This window comes from Psychrobacter cibarius, from assembly GCF_904845955.1.
Taxonomy (GTDB): domain Bacteria; phylum Pseudomonadota; class Gammaproteobacteria; order Pseudomonadales; family Moraxellaceae; genus Psychrobacter; species Psychrobacter cibarius_B.
Genome location: NZ_CAJGYX010000003.1, coordinates 330,462 through 342,323, shown reverse-complemented (window position 1 = coordinate 342,323; position 11,862 = coordinate 330,462). Strand labels below are relative to the sequence as shown.

The 11,862-nt window shown below is 43.8% G+C and carries 10 protein-coding genes and 2 riboswitches; of the genes, 5 read left to right on the top strand and 5 right to left on the bottom strand.

The window, feature by feature from the left end:
• Positions 1-53: 53 nt before the first annotated feature.
• The 3 genes from JMV76_RS08175 to gcvT form a co-directional block, all read right to left on the bottom strand.
• Positions 54-836 carry a nitroreductase family protein gene (locus tag JMV76_RS08175; RefSeq protein WP_201502305.1) on the bottom strand — a complete coding sequence of 261 codons (783 nt, stop codon included), beginning with the start codon at positions 834-836 and terminating at the stop codon, positions 54-56.
• A 258-nt stretch (positions 837-1,094) separates the two neighbouring features.
• On the bottom strand, positions 1,095-1,475 hold the full coding sequence (gene gcvH / locus JMV76_RS08170) for a glycine cleavage system protein GcvH (protein WP_011280078.1): 381 nt from the start codon (positions 1,473-1,475) through the stop codon (positions 1,095-1,097).
• A gap of 69 nt (positions 1,476-1,544) precedes the next feature.
• Positions 1,545-2,732, bottom strand: a complete 1,188-nt coding sequence (gene gcvT, locus JMV76_RS08165) for a glycine cleavage system aminomethyltransferase GcvT (protein ID WP_201502304.1) — start codon at positions 2,730-2,732, stop codon at positions 1,545-1,547.
• Between the two features lie 188 nt (positions 2,733-2,920).
• Positions 2,921-3,080: riboswitch (glycine riboswitch) on the bottom strand.
• 54 nt (positions 3,081-3,134) lie between these two features.
• Positions 3,135-3,272: riboswitch (glycine riboswitch) on the bottom strand.
• 235 nt (positions 3,273-3,507) lie between these two features.
• On the opposite strand from gcvT, the gene JMV76_RS08160 reads away from it, so the two are divergent.
• The 5 genes from JMV76_RS08160 (at position 3,508) to JMV76_RS08140 (ending at position 8,927) form a co-directional block, all read left to right on the top strand.
• The gene (locus tag JMV76_RS08160; protein ID WP_198330511.1) at positions 3,508-3,828 is read left to right on the top strand and encodes a YcgL domain-containing protein; all 321 of its coding nucleotides are present in this window, start codon (positions 3,508-3,510) and stop codon (positions 3,826-3,828) included.
• 307 nt (positions 3,829-4,135) lie between these two features.
• Positions 4,136-4,777: a hypothetical protein gene (locus JMV76_RS08155; RefSeq protein ID WP_201502303.1), complete on the top strand. Its 642-nt coding sequence runs from the start codon at positions 4,136-4,138 to the stop codon at positions 4,775-4,777.
• A gap of 356 nt (positions 4,778-5,133) precedes the next feature.
• Positions 5,134-5,997 carry an AAA family ATPase gene (locus JMV76_RS08150; RefSeq protein WP_201502302.1) on the top strand — a complete coding sequence of 288 codons (864 nt, stop codon included), beginning with the start codon at positions 5,134-5,136 and terminating at the stop codon, positions 5,995-5,997.
• A gap of 86 nt (positions 5,998-6,083) precedes the next feature.
• A complete protein-coding gene (locus tag JMV76_RS08145; RefSeq protein ID WP_201502301.1) occupies positions 6,084-7,307 on the top strand; it encodes a vWA domain-containing protein in 1,224 nt (407 codons plus the stop codon).
• Positions 7,308-7,730: 423 nt separating this feature from the next.
• The gene (locus JMV76_RS08140) at positions 7,731-8,927 is read left to right on the top strand and encodes a globin domain-containing protein (protein ID WP_201502300.1); all 1,197 of its coding nucleotides are present in this window, start codon (positions 7,731-7,733) and stop codon (positions 8,925-8,927) included.
• A 122-nt stretch (positions 8,928-9,049) separates the two neighbouring features.
• Here JMV76_RS08140 and JMV76_RS08135 read toward each other — a convergent pair whose 3' ends face one another.
• Together JMV76_RS08135 and JMV76_RS08130 are read right to left on the bottom strand one after the other, a co-directional pair.
• Complete coding sequence (locus JMV76_RS08135; protein WP_201502299.1) at positions 9,050-9,865, bottom strand: phosphodiester glycosidase family protein; 816 nt, start codon at positions 9,863-9,865, stop codon at positions 9,050-9,052.
• 72 nt (positions 9,866-9,937) lie between these two features.
• Positions 9,938-11,674: an FMN-binding glutamate synthase family protein gene (locus tag JMV76_RS08130; RefSeq protein WP_227690220.1), complete on the bottom strand. Its 1,737-nt coding sequence runs from the start codon at positions 11,672-11,674 to the stop codon at positions 9,938-9,940.
• Positions 11,675-11,862 lie beyond the last annotated feature (188 nt).

The following is an 11,862-nucleotide window of genomic DNA, read 5'->3' as shown; positions in this document are numbered from 1 at the left end:
ATAAAGGGATGGCTAAAATAAATAGTAATAATAACTAATGACGGTTTAAGATTTTATACGTAATGAACAAATTGCTTTTGATCAAAGCGGAACTGGCTGTTGTAAATGCCATTATCAGCGCGTTCGCCAGCACCAATCATCATAATGATATGTTGATCATCACTTAAATTTAATAAGCGCTTCATGGCAGGCTCATCAAAACCGCCCATCGGACAGCTATCAAAGCCATGCGCGCGTAGTGCAAGCATTAGGTTTTCAGCAGCAAGGGCAGTATTGTTGGTTGCCCAGTTTTTGGTGTCTTCAAAAGTATAGTAAGGTGATTTAATCGGACCTTTTACCCGTCTGACCACTTGAGTCGCACCCCATTTAGCCGCTGATACCACATTGGCAGGTCCTCGTAAGAAGTCCATGGCAACGACTTTGGTATAATAGTCTTTGACCTTTTTGGGTACTGGCTTATCAGGGTATTCGCGCAATATTTGCTTGGCATGGTCATGCCACACATCGGTGCGAGCAACGACTGCGATTAAACGAGCGGCGGTTTTCGCTGCATTTTGATTCATGCAGTTTTTCACCGCGCGTTTGCGCTTATCCGCATCATCAATCACATAAAATTCCCACGGCTGTAGATTGCTAGAATTTGGCGCAAGCATGGCCAAACGCAAACAGTCTGCTAACACATCATCAGGTATCTTTGTGTCGGTAAAGCGGCGGACAGAACGACGTGATTCAACCACCTCACGAAACGCTTGCAGCTGCGGTGTATTATCAGGCGTTGCAAATTTTTCTTGAGAACTTGCTTGAGCGTTTGCTTGATTATCAGTGTCAGGGGTCATATGAGAATCCATGCTGGAGATTAAGTGATCAACTTGGGGCAGTATTGAGTACGTCTCTTTAATAGCGCCTGACAAGTAATTGATATGAATAAATCAGATAGCGATTGGAAGCAATAAATTGAGCGATAAACATTCTAAGAAAAAGCGTACAGATATCAGCTGACGCCAATATCTGTCATAACGAGCTATGTTTTTTAAGGTTATAAGTAGCGGCATTTAAATAAAACACCGCTTTTAAGCGAGAGAGTGAAGATGCTATTACAGCTCGTTTTCGTACTCATCAGCGGTTAGCAGCGCTTCGTAGTCAGCGATGTTGTCAGGCTTCATTCTAAAGAACCAACCTTCGCCATACGGGTCAGAGTTGATGATTTCTGGATCGTCTTCTAGTGCTTCGTTGATGGCAACGACTTCACCTGAGATAGGGGCATAAACGTCAGAAGCAGCTTTTACTGATTCAACTACAGAGATTTCGTCATCAACAGCGATGATGTCGCCCACGTCTGGCAATTCAACAAACACCACGTCACCCAATAGGTCTTGAGCATGGTCAGTGATACCAACAGTGATAGTACCGTCGTCTTCTAAGCGTAACCACTCGTGGCTGGCGATGTATTTTAGTTCTGCTGGGATATTGCTCATGGTCTCTCTCCTAAGTGATAGAGGATGGTTAACAAAAATAGTGGATGTTAATAATAGGGTTTATAATGCCTACGAGTCAAACTGCTGTTTGCCATTACGGACAAACGGTAGCTTAAGAACACGCACATCAACGAACTTGCCTTTGCCGCGCAGATCGACCTGAACGCTATCATCATCTGATACGCTGGCAGGCACACGGGCAATCGCAATTGAGTTTTTTAGGCTAGGGGAGAAGGTGCCACTGGTGATAATGCCAGTTTGCTCATTATCCATGCCTTGATTGATGGTGACGGTCATGCCTTCACGCAATACGCCGCGTGTCGTTAGCAGCAAGCCAACTTGCTTCATGGCAGAGCTATCGTCTTTTGACTGTTGACGCTTGCTGACCAAAGCGTCACGACCGACAAAATCACGCTCGTCTTTTAACGCGAGTGTCCAGCCCATGTTGCACTCGTAAGGACTGACGTTGTCGTCCATGTCATGGCCATAGAGGTTCATGCCAGCTTCCATACGCAAGGTATCACGCGCGCCAAGACCGGCAGGTTTAATGCCATTGGCTTTTAATTGTTCAAAAAACGCTGGTGCATCATCACCATGCATGATGACTTCGACGCCATCTTCACCGGTATAGCCAGTCCGAGCGACGAACCAATCTGCGCCTTCGATGTCTGTTAAATCAGCACCAACGAAAGGCTTAAGACCAGCTAAAGTATCTGCCCAGCTAGGTTTGGTTTGCGCGAGTTTTTCAACAGCGTTTGGTCCTTGCACGGCTATCATCGCAAGCTCTGGACGCTCAGTGATGCTGATGTCAAAACCTTCGGCGACTTTATCAAATTGCGCCATGTCTTTATCACGAGTAGCAGCGTTTGAGACGATACGGTATTCAGTAGCGTCTTCATTCATCAAGTAAACGATTAAGTCATCGATGACGCCACCCTTCTCGTTGAGCATGCCAGAATATAGCGCTTTACCGACGGTTTTGAGTTTATCGACATCATTGGCCAGTAGCTTTTGTAGCCATGCTTTGGTATCGCTACCTTTGACATCAGCGACGACCATATGTGAGACATCAAACATACCAGCATCAGTACGTACCGCTTCGTGCTCTTCGATTTGCGAACCATAATGAATTGGTAATTCCCAACCAGAAAAATCCACCAGCTTGCCGTCACTATCAACGTGAGACTGATAAAGAGGTGTGCGTTTAGGGGCTGAAGTGTTGGCGCTTTGAGCAGTGTTATCTTGAGTAGTGGTCATAACAAATCCTTATGTGGACATCAGCTGCATTCGATAACCAGTCGTAAAAACAAGTATCAAAGTATGAGGGCTGATGTGCCTTATCATAGTAGCGAGAAGCAATATTGCAAGGTGCAAACATTGCAACCAAGGGTAGCACAGAAAAATAGCGCAATCCGCCAAACAGACGCTGAACGTCGGTTTAAGCAAAAGCCCTATCTGTCCTGTAACCTGAGATTTTCAACACGAACCATCATTTCACGTTTTTAAAAGCACCAGCTTTAAAAAACCAAATTAAATGATGTCGCATTTTCTCCCCTTCGGTGGGTAAGGCGTCGTCCGTCCTTACCGCTCTCCAGATTTGTTATGCCTTATGTTTGGGTGTGCTACGCAATTGATGGTAGACAGCGAAACAGTCGTGACATGTGTTTTTCAGTCCTTTTACCTGAGCGATTGGCAGGGTGGATGCGCCTTCGGTGGTCAAGTAGCAATTATCAGCGCCAGCTCATTAATATGAGCGCACCTGATATTGTGTTCAAGACTCTCTCCTGAAAAACGCTTTTATTATGAAAGGTTCACCGCGCTTTTACAAGTCATCTACGCGATTAAAGTGAATAATTTTGGCAAAAATGATTTTTTGTGAGAATAATCAATACCGTATCGATAAGTAAAGCGTTTTACGTTTGGTAGGTAGTAGTCAATTTAGCATGAATGCCCATCGTAAAACGTAAAGCGACTACTGATATTCACCCAAAATATGCTAATCTATGGCGATAGTTTCTGATAGGTCATTATTATGCATTGTGATATTTATAAATTCCCCAAACATAACGATATGTATGTTTATATTGCCCGTCCTGATTATCCTGACGATACCGATGAGCTTAAAGATTGGCTTGGCGTATTACCAAAAGATTTCCGTGCCAGTTTAGGGCGCAGTAAATTTGTGATGCACTTGGACTTAGCCAATACACCGACGCTTGCGCGCGTTGACAAAGAAGAGGTACTGGCAAAATTACAGTCGCAAGGGTATTTTGTACAAATGCCACCGCAAGATGTGATGCGCCGCCAAGCGGAATTACGTGCGCGTGAAGCACAAGACAATATTTATGATTAATGGGTATTTTTGAAGTGAGTTTTTAAGGAGCCTCTTTTGGCTATGTTGCATGACAGCCAGCAAGAAAAAGTTTACGACACATTTGCGCTCATGCATTTTGGTAGAAAGTCGTGATAAACTAGCAGGCTATATGAGTGACAAGACAAAAAATACGTGGCGAGGCAAAAGGTCGTGTTTCAAGTGCTTATGTCTTAATTGCTTTTGACGATAATGTATTCGATATTATGGTTCGTTGAAACAGCACACTGTCTATCGTTAAGCGCGTAAACGCGCTGCACAATTTATAAACGCAGGTAACTACACACGCATGGACTGGTTAAAAGGTATTATAAACAGCTTACCGCTGGAAGCCATTAGTGATATTCTCGGCGAAATTGCTATTTGGTGGGGACAGCTGGTAAAAGACGTGCCACCCGCAGACTTACCGATGTATGCGTATCTGGGTGGTGTCGTTATTGTGTTGGTATTGTGGTTGCTGGTCGCTCGTATGCTGCCGCGGCCGTTGGGCGGTATGAGTTGGATGATATTGTTTGCTGTGTTATTGGCACCAGGTACTGCCCTTGGCGATCCAAGTGTGATTGCCTCCGCTAGTATCGCCGTGGTTTATGCGATTATGATGAAAGACACGGCTGGCGCGATTACCAATATGCTGCCGATACTCGTGGTGTTAGTGGTTGGCTTGTTTGTTGGCTTCGTCTGGCAGCTTATTCGCGGTGCTTTTGAGTCAAGTCTAGACAAAGCGCGCAGTCGTACTGCAGAAGATACACAAGCGACCATGCAGCTGACGACTGGCAATTATTTGACAGAAGGCAAGACTTTAACCGATCAAGCCACTGTTGCTGAACCGTCTAATAAAACGCCTTTAGCGGCTAATCCTAAAGCAGACGTTAGCTTAAAAAAAGACAGCAGTTTAGCTAAAAAGCCTAATATGGAAAAGCTTGATAAGTAGTAAAGTAACATCAGTAAAGTGATATCAAAATCTTGCTAGCGATGATTGGATCTGTGCTTTGGGTTTATGGTGGCTACATAAAAGACGTTATCAATAAAAATACTGTGAATGAAAAGCACCATAAAAAAGACACCATGCGTGTCTTTTTTTATGAAAAAACGTTTTATAACTGTGCCGACCAACCGTCAAAGGGCGTTCAAGGTATCTATTGTTCTTCAACAACTGCGAACGCATGAGTATTTTGGCAATCAATCATGCTGTGCTAATCTAAATGATTATTTATTTGCTATCAATTGCCTTTAATTCTTTTCTGGCTCTTGATAGCCCTAATCTATAACAATAACTGAGATTTGATTATGAGCACGACTGATAAAACGAAAAAAAGCTTTACTGGTACGCAAAATTATATTGCCACTGACGATTTGCAGTTGGCGGTCAACGCCGCGATAACGTTACAAAAACCACTATTAATTAAAGGCGAGCCAGGTACTGGTAAGACATTATTGGCGGAGGAGGTCGCTGAAAGCTTAGGGATGCCGCTGATTACGTGGCACATCAAGTCAACCACTAAAGCGGAGCAAGGGTTGTATGAGTACGATGCCGTATCGCGCTTGCGTGACTCGCAACTGGGTGATGATAAGGTGTATGAGATTGGCAACTATATCAAGCCCGGTAAGCTATGGGAGGCATTTACCAGTAACGAGCGCAGTGTATTATTGATTGATGAAATTGATAAAGCTGATATCGAGTTCCCAAATGACTTGCTGCATGAGCTTGATAAAATGTCTTTTTATGTCTATGAGACAGGCGAGACCATCACTGCTGCACAGCGTCCTGTGGTTATTATCACCTCAAACAATGAAAAAGAGTTGCCAGATGCTTTCTTGCGTCGTTGCTTCTTCCATTATATTGACTTCCCAGAAGAAGAAACCATGCGTCAAATCATTGACGTGCATTTCCCTAATATCCAAGAAAAACTGGTCAATGATGCGCTGGATATTTTTTATAAGCTGCGTAATGTCCAAGGGCTGAAAAAGCCACCATCAACCTCAGAATTGGTCGATTGGTTAACGTTGCTACTGGCTGATGATATGGCGCAAGCAGAGCTAGAAGAAAACTTGCGCGGTGAGAAGTCTATTCCACCATTATATGGCGCGCTGCTCAAAAATGAAGCCGATGTGAGCTTGTTGCAACGCTTTGCTAATATCATGCGTCGTTAAGCAACAGACTATTTTCAAAATGACGACACGCCCTAATAAAATGGCTTCACTCGTCACCATATCAGCCAATAAGCGATGCGACTCTTATGTTTATCAAATTGTTCTATACCTTACGTACTTATGGTGTGCCAGTCAGTACGCGTGAGCTGCTTGACCTAAATGCCGCATTAGATCAAGGGTTGATGATGCAGCCGCATCCTGAAAATCCAGAGTTGTCTACCTTTGCCAGTCGTGAGGATATGTACCGGCTGATTCGGCTTTGTATGGTCAAAGACGAGCGCCATTTTGATAAATTCGATCGAGCAATGGCAGATTATTTTGAAGGCGTCGACAGTCTAGATATGGATGAGCTATTGGCTAAATTGACGGACATTCCTAAAGAATGGCTCGATTTAAAGCTTGATCCAAAAAACCTAACCGAAGAGCAGCGCCGACTGCTGAAAAAATACGGCTCGTTAGAGGAGCTGATGAAAGCGCTTGAAGAGCGTCTCAAAGAGCAAAAAGAGCGTCATCAAGGCGGTAGTAAGTGGGTTGGTACAGGCGGTACATCGCCATTTGGGGCTTATGGTGACCATCCAGAAGGCGTGCGCGTTGGCGGTGAATCGCGTAAACGTAGCGCCGCTAAAGTCTGGGAGCAGCGTAAATACCGCAACCTTGATGATGACAGTCAGCTTGGTACCCGTCAAATTCAAATGGCACTACGAAACTTGCGCCAGTTTGCTCGTACCGGTAGCGCCGATGAGCTAGACATTCATGAGACTATTAAACGCACGGCCAAAAAAGGTGTGCTCGATATCCATATGCAAGCTGAGCGCCGTAATCGCGTCAAAGTACTAATGCTGTTCGATGTGGGCGGCAGTATGGATGTCCATGTTGAGGCCTTAGAAAAGCTATTTTCAGCGGCTAGAAATGAATTTAAAACCTTAGAGTTTTTCTATTTTCATAATTGTCTATATGATTATGTTTGGAAGGATAACAATCGACGCCATAGTGCGCCGATGCCTACCTTTGAGCTGCTCAATAAATACGGTCGTGAATATCGCGTTATCTTCGTCGGTGATGCGTCAATGTCGCCATATGAGCTGATGACAGTTGGTGGCAGCGTTGAATATATGAACAATGAGGCGGGTATTGTTTGGCTCAAGCGGGTGCTCGCGCATTTCGATAAAGTCGCTTGGCTCAATCCTGAGGATCCAGCATACTGGCAATATACCCAAACCATCGTTGAAATTAAGAAATTATTCGACAATAAAATGTATCCGATGACCTTACATGGGGTAGAAGAGATGACCAATTATCTAGCGCGTTAATTTCGACGTTTGGATAAAGATACGCCCTAACTTAGAAAACCTGTTAATCCCCATATTTTTTGATAAAAGCAGCCGTTATGACAGCATAGCGGCTGCTTTTTTGTCAAAAATAATCAGTTTTGCAGTCATACGGCATTGGTATAAGTAGCAAAATATGATAACATTCATTTTAAATGAATCTTATAGAGGCGTTTTGACTGGTTCGGCGAAAAATTTGATAATCGTTTGTAAAAATCAGTCGTCGTTGCTTATTTAAGTACTTCATTTTTCATATGTGAATCAACCAATCAATGTAATGAACTTATGCCATTTCCAATCATTTTAGTAGCAAAAAAGCGCGTGCAAGTACTACATTCAGTAGACTAAACGAGTTTGACAGCGCTCCTCATATGTTTTGGAATTGGTACTAATAAGAGAGACAGTATGGCCTCACCAAAGACTTTAGAAATCGTCACCGCAACTGTTCCCGTCCTTGAAGAGCATGGAACGGCAATCACCACGGTGTTTTATAAAAATATGTTTGAAGAGCATCCCGAGCTATTGGACATATTTAACGAAACCAATCAAAAATTGGGTCGTCAACAGACGGCTCTGGCAACGACCGTGTTAGCCGCTGCTAAGCACTTGGATAAATTGGCGACGTTATTACCACAAGTCACGCAAATCAGCCACAAGCATCGTGCTTTACAGATTTTGCCTGAGCATTATCCTATTGTTGGTAAGCATTTAATCGGTGCAATTAAGGAAGTGCTGGGCGAGGCGGCCAATGACGATATCATCGATGCTTGGACTGAAGCTTATGATGAGATTGCCTCAGTATTTATCCAGATTGAACATGGCATGTATGAGGAGGCGATGTGGCAGGGTTTTGCGCCTTTTGTAGTGATTAAAAAGGTAGCAGCCGCTACGGATATTGCGGCCTTTACAGTTGTACCAGCCAAGGATAATGCAGAAAGTCATCAAGAGATCGACCTGAGCAAATTGACTTTAACCGCAGGTCAATACATCACGGTGAAAACAGATCCAAAAGACAGTGACCATGTTGCGCTACGTCATTACTCTTTGTACTCTGCTAGTACTGATGCAGGCATTCAGTTTGCGGTCAGACGTGACAATCGCAATGAGCATCATGGTTTGGTCTCTAACTATATGCACGACCAATTAGAAGTGGGTGACACGGTTTTATTATCGGCACCAGCAGGTGACTTTGCGCTCAATCAAGACTTGGTACAGCAAAATGAGATTCCGCTAGTATTGATAAGTGCTGGTGTTGGTGTAACCCCTGTGCTATCTATGTTGGAGGCACAAGTATTAGCCAATCCAAAACGACCTATTATCTGGGTTTATGCTTGCCAAAATGATGCGCATCACGCTTTCAATACTGAAGTGGAGACGCTGTTAGAAAAGGCTGAGACTGTAGAGAAGCATGTCTTCTATTTTGAGTCGGGACAACTATTAGATGAGGCGTGGCTTGCTCAATTACCTAAGCCTGCTGATATTTATGTCTGTGGCTCGATGCCATTTATGGAAAGCATGATTGATGGGCTAGTGACGCTAGATCACGGTGTTGATAGCGTTCATTACGAACCGTTTGGTCCCAAGATGAGTTTGGGCGGTTAATTTTAGCTATTAACTGTTGCTATTAATAAAAAAAGCACTTGGATGACAGAGTCGTCTCAAGTGCTTTTTATTCAATGCGATTTATCTTATTTTTATCACTATTTTAAAAATAAATACATCGCCTAATCTTTATTTTCAACCAACCCTATCATCACACCCATCTCTTTTTTATCATGCTTATCAATGCTGGGCGCATATAATGCCGACGCAATCCCGCCATCTAAAAACAGAGCATTCGGACAGTTTAAGTCATCCTTAAACAACGATGCAAATTGATAAAATGTGACAGGCTCATCACTATTGACAAATTTTATGTGACCGTCATCGCAAACACCTGCGCCATTTCGAATTTTGAGTGAAGTACTATCAGGATTAAATTGCGGATGTATCTCGTTATTGATAACCAACATAGGACCTGATTGGGTGGCATACCAAGGCTGTGCCTTACTACTGTTAAGCTGATCGTCAAAGGCGTTACTTTCCGTAATTTGCACGTTGCCCAATTTATCCCACCACATCACGCCATTGGGCAGTAAATGAAAATTGCCACCGCCTTCTTTGAGATTTAGCGATTTGATCTCTTCACCATCAATGATGGTATAACCAATCGGTGCATAGTTCTCATTGTACATGCCGGCATTCATGGCAAAGCTAAGTGCTTGATTTTTTGGTAAAGTCGCTAATAACGTCTCGAATGTGAGCAACGATTTCGTGCTGTCAGGCTGCTGCCAAAACAATTTCAATGAATAGCGGCCATCCATCAAGGCTTGAGCGTCAATGCTACAAACACTATAAGAAAATGGTGCATCTTGAGTCTGACACGACCATTTTTGTATCTCGCTGTCAGCAGCATCAGTGCTTATCGGTTGGCAAGCACTGACACTTAGCAAGAGTAGGGCGACTGCTCCTAAAGGTAAGGGAAGAGCGAAATTTGGCATCAATGAGATATCTTTTATAGTATGGAGTGAGATATAAATAATCAGGGCTCACGGATTTTTGATCGCTATTTCTTAATCGCTGCTAGGCGGAAATTCGCGAAAAGTATTGTTGACGTTGCCGATTAACTGCCCACCGCCAGTGATACTCGCAAAGTTACCAAGGCTCTGTTCCACCGATGTGGTGGTTTCTCTACCTTTATCCCGTGAGTCTTTATTATAAGCAATGAGGGCGTCATCATTGGCTAAAAAGCTATCTGGGTTCGCCATGACCCACATCTGATTAAACACATCTGCGCGGGCGCTATTATTGAGTAGCGCTCCCTTATCGGTAAAATAAAAGAACTTCGATAATAGTTTTATCTGTCCATCATCGAGGCGGCGCGCGATATGATACGGTTGTAATTGGCTTGGGTGTTGTAAGCCGACCGCACCGACGATACTGGCTAGGGATTTCAGAGTGTTTTTATGGAAGCTTGCGACACGCTCAGCTTTGCTTGGTACATCCAGCGCTTTTTGACGATAAGGGTCTTGGGTGGCAACGCCCGTCGGGCAAGTGTTAGTATGGCACGAACGTGATTGAATACAGCCAACAGCAAACATAAAGCCGCGCGCTGAATTACACCAGTCTGCGCCCAAGGCAATCATACGGGCAATATCGAAACCAGAGACGATTTTACCGCTCACACCAAGTTTGATTTTATCGCGAATGCCTGCGCCGACCAAAGTATTGTGTATTAATAAAAATCCTTCAACCATCGGCATGCCGACATTATCCATGAATTCGACAGGCGCCGCGCCAGTACCGCCTTCTGCGCCATCGATGACGATAAAATCAGGGTAGTTATCGGTTTCGATCATGGCTTTCACAATGGCCATAAACTGCCAAGGCTGGCCAACACAAAGTTTGAAGCCCACAGGTTTGCCGCCTGATAACTCGCGCAGTTGTTGCCAAAAAGCCACCAATTCTCGCGGGGTACTAAAGGCTGTATGCGACGAGGGCGACACACAATCTTGACCTGTCGGTACTTGACGGGTATCAGCGATTTCTTGAGTGATTTTCTCCGCGGGTAGCACGCCACCTTTACCAGGTTTTGCGCCTTGAGATAATTTGATTTCAATCATTTTTACTTGTGGATCAACCGCTTTTTCGGCAAAAGACTGCGGGTCAAAATTACCATTATCATCACGGCAACCAAAATACCCTGTACCTAGCTCCCAAATCAAATCACCACCGAACTTGCGATGATAAGGGCTGATAGCCCCTTCACCCGTATCATGAGTAAAGCCGCCCATTTTTGCGCCTTGATTGAGCGCCATAATCGCGTTAGCTGATAAGCTGCCAAAGCTCATCGCCGAGATATTAAATACCGACATATCATGCGGCTGTTGACAACGCTCACCGCCAACCATAATACGAAAATCTTTGTTTTCTAGAGGTTGGCTAATCGCTGATTGTAAAAACCATTCTTTACCATTGGTGTATAAATTATCTAGCGTACCAAAGGCGTTAGTGTCGCTAACGTTCTTAGCACGTTGGTAAATGAGCGCCCGCTGCTGGCGTGAAAACGGTACTTGCTCTTTGTCATTTTCTAGTAAATATTGACGAATTTCAGGACGAAAGTCTTCAAGCACATAACGAATATGTCCGGCAACGGGATAGTTTTTCAAAATAGCATGCTTTGATTGTATGACGTCATAAATCCCCAAGCATACCCCAAACCCACCGAGAATAATTAACCACCAATTTAGCAATAGTAGACCTGCTAAAAATATTAATATAGCAGCGCCAAAGGTGCTATAACGCAGCAATAGCCGACCAAATACGGAGAGTTGGTTTTAGGTTCAGGATTTAGATTGGTACGAGATTGGGGCATGGCTACACTCAACAGTAATACGTAAATATTAAAAAGGTGACAATGATTTAAAGAGAGAGTAGGGCAAAACCACCCTCTTAAGACCATTATTGTTAGACACTGACAAAGCGCTCAGATTTATCG

Bases quoted from the DNA above. Each gene is read 5' to 3' on its own strand.
- JMV76_RS08160 (WP_198330511.1), top strand. From the start codon at position 3,508: ATGCATTGTGATATTTATAAATTCCCCAAACATAACGATATGTATGTT.
- JMV76_RS08135 (WP_201502299.1), bottom strand. From the start codon at position 9,865: ATGCCAAATTTCGCTCTTCCCTTACCTTTAGGAGCAGTCGCCCTACTC.
- JMV76_RS08150 (WP_201502302.1), top strand. From the start codon at position 5,134: ATGAGCACGACTGATAAAACGAAAAAAAGCTTTACTGGTACGCAAAAT.
- gcvH (WP_011280078.1), bottom strand. From the start codon at position 1,475: ATGAGCAATATCCCAGCAGAACTAAAATACATCGCCAGCCACGAGTGG.
- JMV76_RS08145 (WP_201502301.1), top strand. From the start codon at position 6,084: ATGTTTATCAAATTGTTCTATACCTTACGTACTTATGGTGTGCCAGTC.
- JMV76_RS08175 (WP_201502305.1), bottom strand. From the start codon at position 836: ATGACCCCTGACACTGATAATCAAGCAAACGCTCAAGCAAGTTCTCAA.
- gcvT (WP_201502304.1), bottom strand. From the start codon at position 2,732: ATGACCACTACTCAAGATAACACTGCTCAAAGCGCCAACACTTCAGCC.
- JMV76_RS08140 (WP_201502300.1), top strand. From the start codon at position 7,731: ATGGCCTCACCAAAGACTTTAGAAATCGTCACCGCAACTGTTCCCGTC.
- JMV76_RS08155 (WP_201502303.1), top strand. From the start codon at position 4,136: ATGGACTGGTTAAAAGGTATTATAAACAGCTTACCGCTGGAAGCCATT.